This window comes from candidate division KSB1 bacterium (assembly GCA_034506255.1).
GTDB lineage: Bacteria > Zhuqueibacterota > Zhuqueibacteria > Zhuqueibacterales > Zhuqueibacteraceae > Coneutiohabitans > Coneutiohabitans thermophilus.
Window position 1 is genome coordinate 570,779 of record JAPDPX010000004.1, and the last position, 19,950, is coordinate 590,728.

Here is a 19,950-nt window from a genome sequence, read left to right on the forward strand (position 1 = left end):
AGGCGGGGGACATCGTTTTGCGCAACAACATCTTCTTCGGTTTCGGCAGCAATCAGGTGAGCGCCCAGCTTTTCACCCGCACCTATCTCACTGATGCCGCCAACAACAACCGTTTCGTCGATCCCCAACTGCGTGGCATCAGCCGCACCACCGATCGCGGTCTCGATCCGCGGCCCGCGCCCGGCAGCCCCGCGCTCACCGGTTATGCCACCCCGCCCAATGACGGCTTCTTTGTGCCGGCTGACTATGTGGGCGCCTTTGGCAATACCAACTGGGCGGCAGACTGGACGCTGCTGGCTGCTCTCGGCGTGCTCACTTCCAGCGGTGGTGGCGAGCCGACCAAAGTGGAGGAGCTTAAAACCTCCAGCCGTGTGCCGGCTGATTTCAGTCTGAGCCAGAATTATCCCAATCCCTTTAATCCCTCCACCAGCATTGATTACACCGTCGCCACCACCGCTTGGGTGAAGCTCGCGGTATATAATCTTCTCGGCCAGCAAGTGGCGACACTGGTGGAAGGCTTGCGCACTCCCGGCAGCTACACGGTGAATTGGGAAGCCGGCAACCTCGCCAGCGGTGTGTATGTGTACCGCCTGGAAGCCGGCAGCCGGGTATATACGCGCAAGATGTTGTTGGCCAGATGAGAAAGCACCGAGTGCGGAAGCCGGGCCTTGCTCGAAGTGAGTGCTACAGATCCGGAAAATGGATTGCAACCGATGATCGACATGCCTGATGATGACGACGATGAGAAGGAGGACAGGGCGTTTGGCATGGGCGGCTGCAGCCGCCGCACCCGGCATCGTTGACCCTTCAACACCGCACTCTGCTTTTTCCCCGGACCGATTGCCTGCAAAAAACGCGCGTGTTCCCTGCAGGCGCGCTTGACGCTGAGGAGGTCACGCCGGTGCCTGTAAAAATCTGCCCGTGGCGCAGTGCGCGCTGCTTGCCGCGCCGCCACAGGTGATCGACGAGCAATACCGTTCCTTTCGACTCTATTCTCCGTGGCCTCCTGCCCGTATCCGAAATCCGGACACGGGCTTTTTGTTTTGGAGGTGGCACTCTTGCCGGGAAAGAGAATCGTTGGTGATTTCGCCACCCCACCTCTGTAAATGGCGCGGCCGGGGCGAAATAAAAAACCGCCGGGCGTGCGGCCCGGCGGTTTTGCCGGCAAGACGGAAATGGCTATCTCATCAGAATCATCTTTTTCGTCGCCGTGAAGCCATTCACCGACAAGCGATAGAAGTACACGCCGGAGGGCAGATGCCTGGCATCAAACATGGCGGCATGCGAGCCGGCGCCCAGCATGCGATCCACCAGCGTCGCCACTTCCTGGCCGAGTGTATTGTAGACCTTCAAGTTTACCCAACCCGGCGCTTTCGTCTCGAAGCGAATCGTCGTCATGGGATTGAACGGATTGGGATAATTCTGCGTCAGCGCATATTGCCCCGGCGCGGCGGTCGGCGTTTCCTTCACCTCGACCGTGACGCCGATCCCCACCTTGTTCAAAACACTGCCCTGAGTCCAGTGCTCGTCACCACCGGCATTGTTCATCAGCGCCATGCCAAAGGTGGCAATGTTGTTGAGGGCAAATGCCGCATCGTCGGTATTGCCGGTGTTCAGCGCCCTCTGCACTTCCACGTACCAGACGCCGTTGTTCCACAAGCCGGCGGCCTTCACGTCACCGCGGCTGCCAGAAGGCGTCTTGACATAGCGCTCCGGCACCACGGCGTTGAGCGCCGCATACTTGGCCCAATAGGTGTTGAGCTCCGCCACGCTGATCGAATCGACCTTGGCGGTTTCGCCGGCGTTGATCTCCGCCTGCGTCAACACCATCGCATCGATGTAGTCGGTGGGGTTCTTCTCGATGTAGAGCGGGCCGTTTTGCCCAGCATTGCGGTTGCGGCTGTCCGCGCCGGAACCGGAGTCACCCACACGACCGCCATCGGGCTTGCCGACATATTCTTTCATATTCTGATCATCGAGAAAGCCGACCAATTGGAAAACACCCGAGGTTGCCTGATGCGTCACCGGATCGATCACCACGTTGCCGGATTGCTGCACACTCGTGACGCCCAAACCACGCCCGGGTTTCATGTGCCACAGATCCGCATGCTGGCCGGCGGGGAGATAGGTGTCATCCTCGGGGTTGCCATCGGAGGCCACCGGATTGTTGACATCGAAATGGCATTTGGTCATGCAGCCATTTCTCTCCCACTGGTCGGCGGGAATGTCGATGTTCCACATGACCGCGACACGATCTTCGCTTTGGCCACTGGTCTTGTTCCACTTGCTGCCGTCCCAGGCCCACGATTCACCGCGCACCAGGCTCATGGTCGGATCCGCCCAACGGAAGAGCAAGTAGAGATTATTGCCGCTGACTTTTCCTTTAACGGAAGCGGATTTGCTATTGGCCAAAGCAACATCAACCCAGCTCACATCATTCCAATCGCTGGTGTCGGCATCAATGACAGGGGCGGTGGTGGCGGGCAGGGCGCTCACGGCCGCGCCGGTGCCGCCGCGCGCCTTGAAGTACATGTTTTCATCCCAGAACTTCAGTTCCTTGGCGAGATCCACGTCACTCTGCTCATTCCAGGCACTCAGGCTGGCATCGGTGATGCCGAAGTTCGGCACTTTGCCGCTGCCGTTGCGATGGCAGCTCACGGCACAGCCGTTGGGCATGCCGCCTTTCGACTGATAGTCCAGAGTCTTCGCCGGTTGCACCGTCGCGAAGGTGTGGGTATGAATGTCATACGCCTTCGCGGTGGTCGCGGTTTTCGGCATGTGGCACTTGCTGCAACGACTCGCGCCGCTGGTGCCGTTGGCATTGGTGGGATCGTAACTGTGTCGCGTATGCTCGCTCACCACCGCGGCAATCGCGGCTTGATTCGCCGCCGGATCTTTCACCATGTCTTTGGTGATCGCCGCAAAGGGACCGTGCGTCGCGTGACAGGCCAGGCAGAGGGTATTATCATCATTGTCGACTTTGAACTTGTCGGTTCCCACCGCCAGCGAATCACGAACTTGATGATCGCCGGCCGGCTTGTGAGGATCATGACAGGTGAAACAATTCAACTTCAGGAAGGGATTGGTAACATGCTTGGAAGTCAACAGCTCCTGATATTGTTGGTGATGTTGTTTGGCGGTGAGGCCGTCGGGCCACACGCCGGGTTTGTCAACTTTGTAGTTCGCCAGCACCTCGCTGCCGGGCGCGTAACTGCGATTTTTGGCCTCGTCCCACGGAAATTCATAAGTGCCATTGCTGCTGGTGCCGCGGAAGTGGCACTGTCCGCAAACTTCCAGCTTGCGATTGTTGTCGGTAAGCTTGGCCGGGTTGAGAATCTTGCGATCCGCCGGGTTGAAGGCATTTGCCGGATGCAAGCTGCCCGGGCCATGGCAGGTTTCACAGCCCACGACGATGTTGGCCACGCTGCTGTTGTTCGCCCACGTGGAAACGTAGGAAGTATCATTGCCCGCCACCACGCGCTGGACATTGTTGCCGGTGATGTGGCAGCCGGAGCAGTTCTTGTCCCACGCTTTCGCCCGAAACGTGTTGCTGTTCGTCGCCTTGGGATTGCCGGCGGCATCAAACCAATTCTGCGGGTTGTAGGCCACCCAATCGCCCGTGGAGTTGTCAAGATAGCCTTTGGCATTCCACTGAATCGGCAGGATGTAATAGCTGTCGCCGATTTTCACCAGATAGCGCTGCTTCCAACCCCCGCCATAGGTGAAGGCGATTTCATATTCCTGGCCGCTGGCGCCCACGCGCGCGAAGTGCTTGTCACCCTCCACCCGCAAAATCACCTGCGCGTTGCCATGGGCGGCACCCATGCTCACGGTTTTCGTGAAATCGCCTTTGACATTTGCCGCCACCGCCGGCAGATGAATCCTGGCATGCAGAGACTGCTGCCAGAGCGTAAACTGATTGCCAAACGTGCCGGCGTGGCAGGCCTGGCAGGTTTCCGAGCCGGTGTAAGTGGCTTGCGCATGGACCGCGTTCGCGCCAATGACCACCAGACCCAGGCATAAACTGAAGAAACCTTTAAATTGCTGCATCGCTCTCCTCCTTGAATTCATCAACCTCTCTGTGACTTGACTCCATCTTTCAAGCAAACGGTCATCCGTATGACGTGAGTCGTCGTTTGGCGTCACCTCCTTTCTGTGCGTTTGAAAATATGCCTCCGAACTCACACAATGGCTGGAATAACCGCGGCAAAGTTTGAATCTCGCCAAAGCAAACCATGCGCCAGTATGCCGCCAGAATATTTCTTGTTTTTTTTGATGATAAAGCACGATGCTCGAGCTTGACGAAAAACGATCCTTAAATGTGAAAAAAATCCGGGAGGAATTTCGCAATACTGCGAAAGTGCTGCGATGCTACTTCGAGTGAACCTGAGCATCGCCGCCGGGGAAAAACATTTCATCGCGGGCGCACGGCGCAAGTCAAGAGGTAGGCCGTTGGCAAGTTTGGCAAGTTCGGAGTAAAAATTACTGCTTGGAATCCTAAATTTTTGTTGACAGCGGGCACTTTTTTGCCTATTTTATATTAGGATTCCTAATATAAAACCCTTCGTTGATTTTCTGCCTGAAAGGAGATTTGCATGCACAAAAAAAACGTATTCACCACCGCCGGCCTTGTGGTGGCGCTGTGCCTGAGTTTGGGTGCTTACCTCACCAAGGCTGATGCTGACACCAACCAGGTCGCTTACCCTGAAGGTTACCGCGCCTGGCCGCACGTCAAATCCATGGTGCTGCAGGAAGGCCATCCGCTGTATGAGTCCTTCGGCGGCATTCACCACGTTTATACCAATGCCAGAGCCCTGGCGGCGATGAAAGCCGGGAAGGCTTATCCTGATGGATCGGTTCTGGTTTTCGACCTGCTTGAAGCCAAGTCCGAAAATAATGCCATCGTCGAGGGCAGCCGCAAAGTCGTCGGCGTCATGCAAAAGGATTCCAAAAAATTTGCCGAGACCGGCGGCTGGGGCTTCGAGGCCTTCAAAGGCGATACGAAAGAGCGGGTGGTGACCGACGCCAAGAGCGCCTGCTTTGCCTGCCATGCCGGCCAGAAGGCACAAGATTACGTTTTTTCCACTTATCGCCAGTAAGCGTTATCCGGAGTGCAAAACTTCAACTTCGCCCGCGGGCAAAACAGGAGTTTTGCACTCCTCCCATTGCATATCCAGCAGCAATGCCTCTCGATGTCTTTCATGACAAACGAAAGTTGCTGCAAACAGTGGCGGCGTTGTCCACAGCACTGATGGCATGCAGCAGCGGGCCGTTGAAAACACAGAACACCACGACTACCATTGCCGCGGTTTCAGCAGAAAAAATTTATCAGGAATGGGGATGCGGTACGTGTCATGGGGAGGATGGCAGCGGGAGCGCCCAGGGCCCGTCCCTGCGCGGGCTGGCAGCGCACTGGCGTCGCGACACGCTCATTCGTTACCTCAGAGACCCTGCCGCTGCGCGGGTGGGCGAGGTGCGACTCCAGCAACTTGCGCGGCGCTATTATCCCATTTCGATGCCAGCCTTTGACGGACTGGACAGCACGCAAATCGGGATCCTTGCCGATCATCTTTTGCAACAGCTATAACGCCCTTGGAGTGTGACCCTTCCGCGTCGCAACTGCAACGATCAAGCTGGCGTGCGCCACTGTCGTACAGCCGCGCATCACGCTTGAGTTTTGTACTCCCTGAATTTTGCATGGGCCGTGTTGCCCTTGCCGCCTGCAATTGAAATCGCAGGCTCAAAGCTCGAGCCAGTCAAAGGCCGGTTTGTCACGCGATTGGTGGACAGCCGCCTTCAGGCGGTTTCAGTTTTGCGTCCGAGAATGTGTTCCCAGGCGAACGATGGCACAAAGAAGAGGCAAAATTCAGACACTTCGAATCGAATTTTCATCGGGCCACCACATGTCTTCTCCTTTTGACCCCACACACCAACACCACGATGTCGACAGCAAGATCGTCGCTGCTCTCGAACGTCTTGCACAAGCTTTCCGGGTTTTGCTCTGGGAAAAAAACCGGGACTACAATCTCAGCCCGATTCAGATTCAATTTTTGGTCTATTTGCTTTATCACGCGGCGAAGCAATGCCCCGTCGGACAATTGGCCCGGGAATTCACCCTGACACCGGCAACAGTGAGTGATGCCATCACCACCCTGGAAGAGAAAAAACTGGTTTTCCGCGAGCGCTGCCAGGACGACCGCCGCCTCGCTTTGGTTTCCTTGACGGCCGACGGCAGGAAAACCGCCCGTCGCCTTTCCACCTGGGCCGACGTCATGCAAAAAAATATTGCCCGATTCGAAACGGCAGAAAAAGTGGTGGTGATGAAATTCCTGATGCGGTTGATCGAATCCCTGCAGCAAGCCGGTGTGATCACCCTTGCCAGAATGTGCCTCACTTGCAAGTTTTTTCAGCCCAACGCGCATCCGAACACGCTGGCGCCGCATCATTGCCGGTTGCTGGATAAACCTCTGGCGGATTCCGAATTGCGGCTGAACTGCCCGGAGCATGAGATGATGAGCGTGGAATAAAAACCGGAGTCCAACGCTTCCGTGTTGCGGAGCGCAGGCAAGCCAGCACTGCTGAAGCATTGCACTCCGAGGCGCAGAGTATGTCGAGTCTCACCCTCAAATTCTCCCAAATTCTTCAGGGCAACTTCGCGCCCGGGCGCGTGAATGTGATGCTCACTTTCCAAGTGAATTGCCCGGGATGTTTTCTGCACGCCCTGCCCACCCTGCTGCGCCTGCATGCCGCCTGCTCCGACCGCGTGAATTTTCTTTTGCTGTCCACCGCCTTCGAAGATTTCGAGCTGAATACGCTGGAGAATACCCAAAAGCTTTTGGCGAGCGGCGAAGTCATTGGCGAAACGCGCAAAGCACTGGCGCATTTCGGTCTTTCACGATTTCCTGATCGTATTCCCTGTGCCGTGGCTTTTGACAGCATCGAACCGCCTGCCAATTTTTTGACCGGCGAGCTGCTCGAGCGCATCTGCCGGCGGCTTCCGCAATTTGCCGGCGCCAGCGCGGCTGCGCGCGCGGAAATGACCAACAACCTGCGCGACTATTTTTTGCGCCATTACAAGCGCATCGGTTACACCTTTGCCGCCAATTTGATGCAAGGCACACCAACGTGGAGCATCTTTGACGAGGCGCTGAACCTTCATCAACAGGAATTCGGACATTACAGCGAGGAGAGTCTGCAACGCGTGATCGAAAAGCTGTTGTCCAATTGACCCGGCGAGCAAAACTTCAGTAGTGCGCCGGCAAGAACCAACCGATGAGGAGGAGAATCATGCAGACCGCACGTTGTTCCCGCCACTTGGGCCTCGGCTTGCTGCTAACAGCCATGGCCATGCTCGGCATGGGTTGCGAGCAGAAGGCTAAGCCCACCCATCTCGGCCCTTCCGCCTGGAACAAGCAGCAATGGGCCGAAAAGACCAAAGGCATTCGCACCAGTTACAATCCCGATCACGACCTGAACACCGAGACGCTGACGCTGGTTCCGGGCGATGAGCGCTGGCTGGATTTTGTCTACTGGTCGCTCAACAACAAAGTCGCCGAGCACCAAGTCGAGGCGTATGGCGGCACCGATTGGGAAGGCCCGCAGGGCGGCGTGATTTTTCATTGGGCGCCCGGCAGTCATTGGGAGACGCACACGCTGGCCAGCTTTGGTTTCACCATCGGCCACATCATCGGCGAGCACCGCTGGCGCGATACCCAGTTCCCGGAATTTTTTGAAAAGTACGGCGGCGTTTATGGCGTCAATGTCAAGGACCGGCTGACGGAGATCGATCCGAAATCGCCGGTGCCGTGGGTGGAGTTTCTCGCCTATTGCGGCGGCAGCGACAGTCCGTACTACCGTTATCTTTTCCATCAGGAGGAGTTTGTTGATCCCGCCGCGCAAAAAATTTATTTGATCGGCGGACAGGGCGCCGGTTTTGCGTACAGTTTCGAGCGGTATTATCACGAAGTGCGCGAGGTGCTCACTGATGCCAGCGCCTATCAATTTTTTCAAATGTACGACCTCTACGGGCCGGGATTCGCCTCGCGCGGCAACTGGGCGCAACAAGGCCTTTCCAACGAGATGGTGCGCAAGCTGGGCTATGTGGATGAAGAGGCGGAAAAAGCCGGTGCCAAACCCGGCGTGCCCGGACCGACGCGCTACAACCCCAATCCCCCGGCTCCCGAAATCCCTCCCAACCATCCGATGTATGCGGACATAAAAGCCGGACAGGAACTTTACAACCAGCAATGTACACCCTGCCACGGCATTCAAGGCGATGGCAAGGGATTTTTGGCCGCCGGCTTTGATGTGAAACCGCGCGATTTTCGTCAGGGAATTTATAAATTTCGTTCAACCAACACCGGTGAGCTGCCCACCCTCGAAGATGTCGAGCGCGTCATTCGTGTCGGCGTACCCAACACCACCATGCCGGCATGGGGGCAGTTTCTCAATGACCAGCAGATTCATCAACTGGCGGTATATTTGACCATTTTTTCGGAGCGTTTTACCGAGGCCATCACCAGGGGCGAACAGCCGGTCAAAATCGAAATGATGGCCAAACCGGAAGCCCCGGCATCGGAGATGTTGGCGCTGGGTAAAAAATGGTTTGACGAGCTGGAGTGTGCCAAGTGTCACGGTCAAAGTGGCAAGGGTGACGGACCCTCGGCCGACGAGTTGAAGGATCACTGGGGCGAAAAAATTGCTGCAACCGATTTGACCTACAAATGGACTTTCAAAAACGGACATGCACCGGAGGATGTGTATCGCACCATGATCGGCGGCCTCAACGGCACACCCATGCCGTCATATGCCGATGCCCTGCCCGATGGCAAAGTCAGGTGGGCGGTGGTGGAATACATTCTGTCGCTATCGCCGGCCGAGCGCCCCGTCAAACGCCTGGCTGATTTCAAGGATCGCAAGATGCCCGGTGCCATCACCAAAACCGGAGTCATCAGCGCGGTGATGGATTGATTCGCGGGCTTTTGGGGCTTGCCCCGTTCCTGTGCTGACAATGGAGCGGGGCAAGCTTTTCCCTGCAAAGCTTCAATTTGGCACGCGGCAAACACAACGACAGCTCAACCTTGCGGTTTGCCGCCGCGACCGGCAGCAACAACAGCAAAAGCAAAAGCCAAACGACGTGACTGCATGCATATCGCAATTCATCCCAAGGCATGCACATAAAGTTGCACTGTAAAAAATCCATTTTCACAACAAAGAAGAATGAAATCTTGCTTCAAATTATCGCCCGCCTGGTTCAAACGCAAAGCGATGACCGGCATTTTTCTCGTGCTCCTGCTCATCGCCGGCTTGGGGGTGTATTGGAAGCTCACGCGCGATGTGAAGATCGAGATGCTCAATGTCGGCGGCCGGCAAAATCCCTGCACCTGTTCCAAACGGTTGAATCAGTAAACTGAGAATTGCAAGTCTTGCACTCTCCTCATATCTCACAAACTTCGCAACCCCGTCGAGATCCCTGCCATTGGCTGGCAAAGGTGCATGCGGAAAAGTCTGATCGCTTCCGCCATGATCGAAGTACGGAAGAGCGCGCCCGTGGCCTGTGTCAATTTGCGGTATGCTGAAAATGGTGTCAGGCACGGGCATGTTGCCATGCGCAAGATCTTGCGAGTGACAGGGCTGCCCGCCAGAATGATGCTGTGCTGAATGTTGTGTCTGCGGAGGAAGGGATTCCCGTCGGCCTCGACATTCGAATTGGGTGGTGGGGAATCTCGTCAAGCGGGAACCGCCAGGTGGAGGCACGATGAATCCATGCGAACGCAGGCCCTCCTTGCCGGAGGTGTTCACCGGCAGGCTGCACCGCTGCCGAAACTACAGTAGAATTTGCAGCCGCTGTTCAATCTGATCACGAATCTCGCGAAACCTCGCCAGTCTTTCCTCCTCCGTTCCCGTGGCCGCTGCGGGATCCTCAAAGCTCCAGTGCCATCTAGTTTTGTTCGTGGGAAAATAGGGGCAGGTCTCCTTGGCGTTGTCACACACTGTAATCACGTAGTCGAATGCTATCCCCATATACTTGTCGATATGATCCGAAGTGTGGTGGGAAATGTCGATGCCCTTTTCGGCCATCGCCTTGATCGCCAACGGGTTGACTTTGGTCGCCACCGTGCCGGCGCTATAAACTTCATAGCGGTCGCCGGCGAGATGGCGCAGCAGGCCTTCGGCCATTTGGCTGCGGGCGGAGTTGTGGGTGCAAACAAAAATGACACGCTGTTTTTGGCTCATAAGCTCCCTTCTGAAATTTTCGCGCTGCGGGCGCGCACGACGTGCAATGGAACGGCCGCAACGATGCCGGCGTGCCCCTGGCCAGCAGCGCGTATTTCTATGTGTTGAAAAGCGGTGAGTTGACTTTACAACGCAAGCTTTTGCTGTTGAAGTGATCCGTTTCAATCCGGAGTGCAAAACTTCAGTTTTGCTGCAGCGCCGCCGGCAACGCTGGAGCGTTTGCACTCCGTTTTAATTCGGAGTGCAATGCTTCAGCATTGTCGTGCACCGTGCAACGATGAATCATCACACTCCGCTAAAATCGAAAATTTCATCTAACGTTATGCCGATAAAACTGTCCTTCACGCTGGCGAGTTGCCTGATCGTGCTTGTCGTTGCCCTGAGTTTGGCGTCAAGCGCGCCCGCACAAACCTCGCCGCCCACGCCTGCCGCCATCCGCACGCTTCAATTTGCCGGCGTCACCTGGATCGTCAAATCCGGCTTCGGCGGCCCGGGGCCGAACAACTGGTCGGATAGCCCGCAAAGCGTGTGGGTGGATTCACTCGGCAGACTGCATTTGAAGATCAGAAAGATCAACAACGTTTGGCATTGCGCCGGGGTTTACACCGAACATTTCACCGATTACGGCGAGCATCGTTTCTTCACCGAAGGTTTTGTTGATCGCATGGACAAAAGCGCGGTGCTGGGAATGTTCGTCTATGCCGATGACCGCAACGAGATCGACATCGAATTCACCAAATGGGGCCAAGCCGGCAACCGCAACACCGGCCATTATACCGTGCAACCCTACACCACCTCCGGCAATGTGTGGGATTTCCCGGCGCGGTTGGACAGCGTGCGCAGCACCCACTTTTTCAACTGGCAACCGGATTCGATCAGTTTCGGTTCGCTACAAGGCCATTATCTCGCCGAACCGGATTCGGCAAAGCGTTACCTCCAGCGGTGGACGTACAAAGGCCGCGACATGCCCAACCCGCTGCGGCGCTTGAAAACCAGAATCAATTTGTGGCTGTTTCGCGGCGCCGCGCCCACTGACACCTCCAATATCGAAGTCATTATCGCCAAGGTGATGCAACCTCCGCCGCTGGGCACCGCGGTGGAAAACCGTGGCGAGGCCATTCCCGATGGCTTCCTCCTCCATCAAAATTATCCCAATCCTTTCAATCCCCAAACGACCATCACCTTTTCGCTGCCTGCGCCGGCATGGGTAAGCTTGCGGATTTACGATCTGCTCGGTCAAGAAGTGACGACGCTGATCGACAACCGCCGATATGTCGCCGGCACATACGCGATATTATGGGAAGCACTCACGCGCCAACGAGGCAATTCACCGCTGGCCTCGGGAATTTACTTTTTTACCCTCACGGCGAGGGCAACCACCGAAGAACGTGTGATCTTTGCGCAGAGCAGGCCGATGCTGCTGGCAAAATAGCGACTGGCTAATTTGCAATGCGATTGGCTGGTGCGGAACAAAAAATTTATAAAAAATCAAAAAAAAGACTTGACAAAGCGCATATTTGTATGCATACTTGTAAAGTTTCAAACTTTTCAAATGATAAGAAGACATGAAACTTTAGCAAGAAGGAAGTGACCTGTGCCGGACCTGATTGAAGCCATCTACGCGTTGGTTGAAGATATTGGCAAGGCCTATTCTGATGTGGGCCAGCCCATGCTGAAAGGTCGTCTGGTTGGCCTGCTTTTGACCAGTGATCGACCGCTGTGTTTGGATGAAATTTGCGAACGTTTGGGAGTCAGCAAAGGCCCGGTAAGCATCCATGCCCGGCAATTGGAAGAAATGGGCTTTGTGCGGCGGATGTGGGTCAAAAATGACCGCAAAGATTATTATCAGCTCGCCGACGATTTTTTTATCCACAGCAGTATTCGATATTACAACATGCATCAAAACAGCTTCCGCATTGCCGAAAAATATCTCAAGATCATGGTTAAGAAATATGAAAAGGCCGACCCCGCCGAGCGAGGAAAAATCCGTCCTTTTTTACAGCGCGTCCTCGAAATGTACTTCTTCTACCATCGCGTTTTAGAGTTCTACAAACGGTTTATTGACGAATGGCCTTCGGTGCTAAAGACGCTCCCCACCCTTGATGAGTATGTGCATTCACAAAAAGAAGTATTAGAGAGAAAAAATCATAAACGGCGGGTAGCCGATAGAGAGTCATCGCAAAGGCGACAAAAATAGAAGTAGTCGCTTTTATTTTGATCGTTTCGTTTCATAAATTTCAAACGACTGGAACGTTTGAAACAATTAAACAAATTTCAATTCGCAATAGGTGTCCAAGATGGAAGCAAAACTCTTGATTGGTGGCAAATGGGTGGATGGTGGCCCGTCTCTCGAAGTGAAAAATAAATACAACGGCGTAGTCATTGGTGCAGTGGTCACGGCTCGCCAAGAAGATGTGGAAAGTGCCGTCGCTGCTGCGGAAAAAGCCGCGTCCGTGATGGCGGAGATGCCCGCCTATCGTCGCGCAGAAATTCTTGCTCGCACGGCCACCCTCGTTCGCGAGCGCAAAGAAGAGATTTCCCGCACCATTGCCGCGGAAGCCGGTAAGGCGTTAAAATTTGCCCGTATTGAAGTTGATCGCGCCATCAGCACCTTTGCGCTTGCTGCCGAAGAAACCAAACGCATTCACGGCGAAACCGTGCCGATGGATGCCGTTCCTGCCGGCGAAGGCTATTTCGGGTTTTGGCTGCGGCGACCGGTCGGCGTGGTCGCGGCCATCACTCCCTTCAATTTTCCCCTCAATCTCGTTGCCCACAAAGTTGCTCCTGCCATTGCGGCGGGTAATTCTCTGGTACTCAAACCGGCCAACACCACGCCACTCACATCCGTTCTCCTGTGCCAAATTCTCCAAGAAGCCGGTCTTCCCGATGGCGCGATCAATCTCGTTAACGGCTCCGGAAGCACCGTTGGCGATTGGTTGGTGACGAATCCGCGCGTGGCAAAAATCACCTTCACCGGCAGCCCGGCGGTGGGGCGGCAGATTCTCTCCCGCGCCGGCATTAAAAAAGTGACCATGGAATTGGGCAATACCTCTCCGGTGATCATCGCGCCGGATGCGGATCTCGATTTGGTGGCCAAGCGTTGCGCGGTCGGCGCGTATTACAACTCCGGACAAGTTTGCATCTCGGTGCAGCGCATTTACAGCGATAAGAAAATCCAAGAGCCTTTCACGGAGCGTTTTGTTAAAGCCAGCGCCGCGATGGTGGTGGGTGATCCACTGGATGAAAAAGTTGACGTCGGGCCGATGATTGATCTGCGCGAAGCCCAGCGCATCGAAAGCTGGGTGAAGGAAGCCGAAGCGGCTGGCGCAAAAGTTTTAACCGGCGGCCGTCGCGAAGGCCCGGTTTATTGGCCGACGGTGCTGACCGATGTTAAGCCCGAGATGAAAGTGGTGGCGCAAGAAGCCTTCGCCCCAGTCGCCTCGGTGATTCCTTACGATGATTTCGAGCAAGCGCTGCGCCAGGCTGATCAAACCGAGTACGGTTTGCAAGCCTCGGTATTTACTCGCGACCTCAATCGCGTGTTGCAAGCGATCAAACATTTGAACTTTGGCGGCATCATCATCAACGACACGCCGAACTTCCGCGCTGATCACATGCCTTATGGCGGCAACCGCCAAAGCGGAATTGGCCGCGAGGGCTTGCGTTTTGCGATTGAGGAAATGACGAATATTCAGATGGTGGTCATCCGGCAAAACTAAGATTTTGCACTCCGGTTAGAATTCGGAGTGCAATGCTTCAGCATTGCAAGCAGAACTGAAGTTTTGCACTCCAGCTACAAATCGGCGTATAACGCTTCAGCGTTGCTTGCGGAGGTTCCCATGCGAACAAAAGCAGCCGTTTTATATGAAATGCAAAAACCGGCGCCCTACGCCGTATCACAGCCGCTGGTCATCGAAGAAATCGAACTTGAAGGCCCCGGCTCCGGCGAGGTGTTAGTGGAAATTGTCGGCGCAGGTTTGTGCCACTCCGATCTCTCGGTGATTGATGGCTCGCGGCCGCGAGTAATGCCAATGGTGATGGGTCACGAGGCCAGCGGTATCGTCCGCGAAGTAGGTTCGGGTGTCCATGACCTCAAACCCGACGACCACGTGGTGTTCGCCTTTGTGCCGGTGTGTGGTCATTGCCTTCCCTGCGCCACCGGCCGGCCGGCACTTTGCGAAAACGGCGCCAAAGCCAATGTTAGCGGTACGCTGCTCAGTGGCAGCCGCCGGTTCAAAAATACCGCCGGGCAGGAGTTGAATCACCATCTTGGCGTCTCGGCTTTCTCGCAATACACGGTTGCGGCGCAGGAATCCCTTGTCAAGATTGATCCGACCCTGCCGCTCGAAAAAACCGCGCTATTCGGTTGCGCGGTGATGACCGGTGTCGGCGCGGTTGTCAATACCGCCAAAGTTGAACCCGGAACGAGTGTCGCGGTATTTGGCTTGGGCGGAGTCGGCCTGAGTGTGGTGATGGGCGCCCGCGCTGCCGGGGCGTGGCCGATTGCGGCGGTGGACATATTGGAGAATAAACTCAAGTTGGCGCGGCACGTCGGCGCCTCATATACCGTGAATGCAAGCACCAGCGATGCGGCGCAGGCGGTAAAGGATTTGACGAATGGCGGTGCACATTATGTTTTCGAGGCTGTGGGCAATGAGCGCGTGTTGACGCAAGCTTACGCGGCCACACGCCGCGGCGGCAAGACCATTACGATCGGGCTACCGCATCCGAGCAAACAGTTTACGATTTCCGCCGTGAGTTTGGTCGCTGAGGAGCGCACGGTGATGGGTTCCTACATGGGCTCGGCGGTACCGAAACGGGATATTCCACGCTTTATTTCTTTATATCAAGCCGGAGTTTTGCCGGTGGATTTGTTGCACAGTAAGACCATTCAACTTGAGGAAATTAATGCCGCCTTCGATGCGCTGGCACGGGGTGAAGCAGTGCGGCAGGTGATTCGGAGTGCAATGCTTTAGCATTGCACTTGACGTAAAGAAGCAAATCGGAGTGCGACGGTTTACCGTCGCGGTGATGTGGCGGCAACGACAACAAAAAATGCTAAAGCATTTGACTCCGAATTTATTCACAAGAGAAGAGGTAAGAAATGACAACATTGATACTCCCAGTAATCTTCGTCTCAGTCCATCTCATCATAATTGCTTTGGGCTATCTGATTAAATACAAAAAGCAGATGTGGCTCATCGCCGGTTACTCCGCCAAAAGGGTTAGAGACAATAATGGTCTGGCGAATTGGGTCGGCTCAGGGGCGCTGCTGGTGGGAGTATTCGGCATTGTGGTTGGAATATTATACCTGGCCCTGCCCAAGTTCATTCTGGAGTTGACGCTCGTCTATATCGTTGCAGTGCTTGCTGGATGCTTGATTATGGTTCAAGGCTGTCAGAGATTTACAAATAAAATTGTCAAAAATTAAGCATTGGTTTATACACATTTACAACGCTAAATCTTTTGACGCCGTAAATCGGAGTGCGACGGTTTACCGTCGCGCTGGTGTGCGGATAACAACAGCAAACGCTGAAGCGCTTGACTCCGAATTTATCTTGTAGCAAACAACAACGCTAAAGCGTTGTACTCCAAAAAATATGCACCCCAAAACCTTCGCCTGGTCGCTCTTCGGTCTTTACATGCTTGGCACTGCCGTCATCGCGCTCTTCGGCAGCCGCAAGACCAAAAATTTTCGCAGCTTTGCGCTTGGCAACCGCGATATGCATCCGGCGTTGGTCGGCGTGGCGTGGGCGACGTCGATGGCTTCGACTTTGACTTTCGTGATCAATCCCGGATTTGTTTATGCCTTCGGCTTCAGCGCGTTTATCTCGCTGTCGACTCCTCTGGTGCTGGGCATGACGGCCGGAATGTGGCTACTCTCCAAAAGATTTCAGGACAGCGGCGTGGCATCCAATGCGCTTACTCTGCCGCATTGGGTCGGCCTGCGCTTCAAGAGTCCCCTCTTTCAGCGCGTCTTTTCAGCGATGACGCTGCTCAACGTTTTTTACGTCGTGCTCATCGTCGTGGCCTCGGCCTACGTGATGCAAAACACCCTGGGCATCAGTTACAACGCCAGCTTGCTCATCATCATCATCTTCGTTTTCACTTACACCCTGTTCGGCGGCACTTATGCGCATGCCTACACCAACCTCTTTCAAGGCCTGTGGATGACCGGCGAGGCTTTTCTGCTCGCCTTTTCCGGCTTTAAATTTTTTGCCCATGGCCTCGAGGGATTCATCACGATGCTGCAGGACAAAAACACCGTTTTGCTCGGTTGGACGAATCCGGACTCGCCGTTTTTCTCCACGCATTTTGAAGTGTGGGTTTGCCCGTTTGTCATCGGCTTCGCGCTCACCGCCCAGCCGCATCTTTTGACGAAGACATTATATTTGCGCAAGCCTGAAGATTTGCGAACTTTTGTATGGACCGGCATTCTGAATTACGCGGTGTTCTGCATGATTTTACTCGCTGGCTTCTACGCCATCCTCACGCTGCCGTCCAATCTCAATCCCGATGCGGCGATGGCCTATTACATTGTCTCGACTTTTCCACCGGTGGTGGGCGCGCTCATTTCGGTTTCCATTCTCGCGGCGGCAATGAGCACGTTGGACGGCATTTTAGTGGCGGTCTCGGCCATCGTTGCCTTTGATTTGTTTCGCAATTGGCTGGCGCCGGCGCTGTTTAAGACTCGTGAGGAAGCCCGGCTCAATGTGCTGGCGATGCGAGCCTCGAAAGTGATTGTCATTCTGATGGGCGTGGGCGCGTATCTGTTGAGCCGGAATCCGCCGGTGTTTGTCGGCATCTTTGCCAGTATTGGACTTTACGGCATTTTAGCGGCGAGCGTCGGACCGATTTTGGGCGGGCTGTTTTTGAAGGAGCTGAAAACCTGGGTGGCCTTTGTCGGCAGCTCTTTGGGATTGTTTGTGCATCTGGCGTTGTATTATGGCGGCTATTCGCCGAATACGGCCAAGACCGCGACGATTTCGACGTTTGCGAATGTGAGTTTTATTTTCGGATATACGCTGTTGGTGCAGTGGAGCAAAGCTGGCAAAACTAAAGTTTTGCACTCCGAATCTATTGCCGTAGAAAGCGACCGGAAAACTCAGGGGGTGTACTCGACACATCGAGAGAGAATATGACACCATTAAATTTTACGGAATCCGATTATTACATCGGCGCGCGCACATGCCATTACGCTTATCTCCAACGCGATGATTCGTTGCCGCCGATTGTGTTTCTGCACGGCATCACCACCTTCGGTCATTATTTTGACGAGGTGGTGAAACACCTGCCTGTGAACAATTCCATCTATCTGATGGATTTTCGCGGGCACGGGTTGAGCGATCCCGGCGAGGGGTTTTATACCATCGGCTCCTATCGCGATGACATCCAGCATTTCTTGAAACTCATCAATCGGCGGGTTCACGTGGTCGGCCATTCGCTGGGTGGACGAGTTGGCATCTCACTTACCGCAACCTATCCGGAGCACGTCGTCAGTCTTGCCATTCTCGACGTGGCGCCAACGGTAGATCAACGCGGGTTTGCGCGCCTTTACTATGGCATCACCAACATGCCGCGGCCGTTTAGAAACCGCGAGCACATCTTTGAATTTTATCGCACTACCTGGGGCGGCGCCAAAGATCGGTTTATCGAGTTGATGATAAAATATGGGATGATAGAAAATGCTGACGGCACGATTTCTCCGCGCTTTGATCCAGCAATTTTTTCGTTGCCGCCGGAGGTGCTCGTGGCGGAGATGAATGAGCTTTGGGCGTGCTGCCGTAAAATTCGCGTGCCAACAATTATTGTGCATGGCGAATTCAGCGACGTTTTGAATGAGCCAATCGCCCGGCAACTGCAGCAAGCGATTACCGGCTCGCGCTATTTTGCGATCAAAGGCGCCAGGCATTCCTTGGGCGCCGATGCGCCGCAGGAGGTGGCGGAGATTTTGAATGAATTTTTGCCATCGGTAGAAAAGCAAAACTAAAGTTTTGCACTCCGAACTTTAACCAACAGCAGTAAAATGGCAAGTTACTGCAGGAGCTTTGCTCTACTGGTTTGTGCCCTCATCATTCCCGCCTCCATGGTCTGGGCGCAAATCACCGAAGGAGATTTTCAATCCAGCCGTTTAAAAACGCATTTTCGCGAAAGCGGCAATCCGCAGGGGCAAGTGGCTTTGTTCATTCACGGGAATCTTGTCTCGTCGGTTTTCTGGACCGCGATCATGGAGCGAATGCCGCCGCAGTACCACTGCTTTGCCGTCGATTTGCGCGGCTTCGGAGATTCCGAGACCAAACCGGTCGATGCCACCCGCGGCGTGCGAGATTGGTCAGACGATGTGTTTGCCTTTCTTGCGGAACAGTCATTGGTTGGCAGCGGCAAAAAAGTTCACATGGCTGGCTGGTCGATGGGTGGCCTGATTGCCATGCAGTACGCCGTCGATCATTCGGAGACGCTCCTTTCCTTGATGCTGGTCGACCCGATTTCACCGTATGGCTTTCTCGCCACCAAAGACGCGGCAGGAACACCCAACTATGCCGACTTTGCCGGAAGTGGCAGCGGCACGACCAATCCTGAATTTCTTCAACGCATTGCCAGCCGCGATACGACCACGGACAGTCCTTTCTCACCGCTCAACATCATGCGCAACTTTTTTTTCAAACCCCCTTTCATCGCGCCGAATGAGCGCGAGTTGCTGGCGGGGATTCTGAAATCCGCTGTCGGAGATGATAACTTTCCAGGGGACGTTGTTCCCAGCGCCAACTGGCCGTTCGTTGCCCCCGGCGTCCGCGGCACCCAAAATGCCTTTTCACCGAAATATGCCAATACCAGCTCACTGATCAACATTCCCAACAAATTTCCGATCCTTTGGGTTCGCGGCGCTAAAGACCAGGTGATCTCCGATTCCTCCTTTTTTGACCTCGGCCATCTCGTCACCATCGGCGCTTTGGACCCAGCTTTTCTGGCCTTGTGGCCCGGCAAAGCGGTCTTTCCGGCGCAACCGATGGACACGCAAACCCGCAGCGTGTTGAATCAATATCAAGCCAATGGCGGGAGCTACACGGAAGTGGAAATTGCTGACGCTGGTCACACCCCGATCGTCGAAAAGCCGGATGAGGTGATGATCCATTATTCGCAGTTGCTGCAGAGCACGACTTCGGTAGCTGCCTCTGCTTCGGAAAATCTCTCAACCGATTTTCGTTTGGAAGCCAATTATCCGAACCCATTCAATCCAGGAACGAAAATTGAATTTGAAGTAGCAAGGGCCTCACACGTGCATGTGGAGATCTTTAACCTTCTTGGTGAGAAGATAAAGACCTTAGTGAGCGAAGCTCTGAAGCCTGGAAAATATGCCGCAAGTTTCGACGGAACCGGTCTCGCCGGTGGGGTCTATCTTTACCGGCTGGAGGCGGGCAACTTTTCGACGGCTCGCAAAATGTTATTGTTGAAGTGATTTCGGAGTGTAGCGCTTTAGCGTTACTGGTGCAATAAAACAAAACTAAAGTTTCGCACTCTGAAATATCGGAGGGCAATGCTTTAGCATTGCCTGAAAAGCTGAAGTCTAAACCGGGGTGCGATGCTTTGTATCCACCCGGTGAACCCATCTTGAAGCTTGCCACAGTAAGAGATATTTTTGAACTTTTTTCAGCGCGCGCTTTTGTGGCGACCAGCCGGAAATGGCAACCGAATGGCAATTCAGCCAACAACACT

General features: G+C 54.7%; 17 protein-coding genes. 15 read left to right on the forward strand and 2 right to left on the reverse strand.

The genetic code is table 11. The features are described 5' to 3' along the window. Positions 1–641: T9SS type A sorting domain-containing protein (locus tag ONB52_10790; protein MDZ7416623.1), on the forward strand; the 641-nt coding region annotated here is incomplete at its 5' end. Positions 642–1,179: 538 nt separating this feature from the next. On the opposite strand, the gene ONB52_10795 is transcribed toward ONB52_10790, so the two are convergent. Beyond that, entirely contained in the window at positions 1,180–4,050 is a 2,871-nt protein-coding gene (locus tag ONB52_10795) for an ammonia-forming cytochrome c nitrite reductase subunit c552 (protein MDZ7416624.1), read from the reverse strand. Between the two features lie 545 nt (positions 4,051–4,595). Between ONB52_10795 and ONB52_10800 the strand changes: the two genes are divergently transcribed. The 6 genes from ONB52_10800 (at position 4,596) to ONB52_10825 (ending at position 9,408) form a co-directional block, all read left to right on the forward strand. Continuing rightward, positions 4,596–5,099, forward strand: coding sequence for a cytochrome P460 family protein (locus ONB52_10800; protein MDZ7416625.1), 504 nt, complete (start codon positions 4,596–4,598; stop codon positions 5,097–5,099). A 173-nt stretch (positions 5,100–5,272) separates the two neighbouring features. Beyond that, positions 5,273–5,587 (forward strand): cytochrome c, encoded by a 315-nt coding sequence (locus ONB52_10805; GenBank protein MDZ7416626.1) that lies wholly within the window; start codon positions 5,273–5,275, stop codon positions 5,585–5,587. 316 nt (positions 5,588–5,903) lie between these two features. Next, the gene (locus tag ONB52_10810) at positions 5,904–6,527 is read left to right on the forward strand and encodes a MarR family transcriptional regulator (protein ID MDZ7416627.1); all 624 of its coding nucleotides are present in this window, start codon (positions 5,904–5,906) and stop codon (positions 6,525–6,527) included. Between the two features lie 80 nt (positions 6,528–6,607). Further along, positions 6,608–7,228, forward strand: a complete 621-nt coding sequence (locus ONB52_10815) for a hypothetical protein (protein MDZ7416628.1) — start codon at positions 6,608–6,610, stop codon at positions 7,226–7,228. Positions 7,229–7,287: 59 nt separating this feature from the next. Continuing rightward, entirely contained in the window at positions 7,288–8,970 is a 1,683-nt protein-coding gene (locus ONB52_10820; protein ID MDZ7416629.1) for a c-type cytochrome, read from the forward strand. Between the two features lie 249 nt (positions 8,971–9,219). After that, positions 9,220–9,408: a hypothetical protein gene (locus ONB52_10825; GenBank protein ID MDZ7416630.1), complete on the forward strand. Its 189-nt coding sequence runs from the start codon at positions 9,220–9,222 to the stop codon at positions 9,406–9,408. 417 nt (positions 9,409–9,825) lie between these two features. On the opposite strand, the gene ONB52_10830 is transcribed toward ONB52_10825, so the two are convergent. Then, the gene (locus ONB52_10830; GenBank protein ID MDZ7416631.1) at positions 9,826–10,236 is read right to left on the reverse strand and encodes an arsenate reductase ArsC; all 411 of its coding nucleotides are present in this window, start codon (positions 10,234–10,236) and stop codon (positions 9,826–9,828) included. Positions 10,237–10,558: 322 nt separating this feature from the next. On the opposite strand from ONB52_10830, the gene ONB52_10835 reads away from it, so the two are divergent. The 8 genes from ONB52_10835 (at position 10,559) to ONB52_10870 (ending at position 19,693) form a co-directional block, all read left to right on the forward strand. Beyond that, positions 10,559–11,668 (forward strand): T9SS type A sorting domain-containing protein, encoded by a 1,110-nt coding sequence (locus tag ONB52_10835; protein MDZ7416632.1) that lies wholly within the window; start codon positions 10,559–10,561, stop codon positions 11,666–11,668. A gap of 162 nt (positions 11,669–11,830) precedes the next feature. Beyond that, complete coding sequence (locus tag ONB52_10840; GenBank protein MDZ7416633.1) at positions 11,831–12,433, forward strand: ArsR family transcriptional regulator; 603 nt, start codon at positions 11,831–11,833, stop codon at positions 12,431–12,433. A gap of 100 nt (positions 12,434–12,533) precedes the next feature. Beyond that, positions 12,534–13,955 carry an aldehyde dehydrogenase family protein gene (locus tag ONB52_10845; protein MDZ7416634.1) on the forward strand — a complete coding sequence of 474 codons (1,422 nt, stop codon included), beginning with the start codon at positions 12,534–12,536 and terminating at the stop codon, positions 13,953–13,955. 120 nt (positions 13,956–14,075) lie between these two features. Next, complete coding sequence (locus tag ONB52_10850) at positions 14,076–15,212, forward strand: zinc-dependent alcohol dehydrogenase family protein (GenBank protein MDZ7416635.1); 1,137 nt, start codon at positions 14,076–14,078, stop codon at positions 15,210–15,212. Between the two features lie 128 nt (positions 15,213–15,340). After that, positions 15,341–15,667 (forward strand): DUF3784 domain-containing protein, encoded by a 327-nt coding sequence (locus tag ONB52_10855; GenBank protein MDZ7416636.1) that lies wholly within the window; start codon positions 15,341–15,343, stop codon positions 15,665–15,667. 169 nt (positions 15,668–15,836) lie between these two features. Continuing rightward, on the forward strand, positions 15,837–17,378 hold the full coding sequence (locus ONB52_10860; GenBank protein ID MDZ7416637.1) for a sodium:solute symporter family protein: 1,542 nt from the start codon (positions 15,837–15,839) through the stop codon (positions 17,376–17,378). Positions 17,379–17,470: 92 nt separating this feature from the next. After that, the gene (locus ONB52_10865) at positions 17,471–18,226 is read left to right on the forward strand and encodes an alpha/beta hydrolase (GenBank protein MDZ7416638.1); all 756 of its coding nucleotides are present in this window, start codon (positions 17,471–17,473) and stop codon (positions 18,224–18,226) included. A gap of 36 nt (positions 18,227–18,262) precedes the next feature. Further along, positions 18,263–19,693, forward strand: a complete 1,431-nt coding sequence (locus tag ONB52_10870; protein MDZ7416639.1) for an alpha/beta fold hydrolase — start codon at positions 18,263–18,265, stop codon at positions 19,691–19,693. The last annotated feature ends 257 nt before the right edge of the window (positions 19,694–19,950 follow it).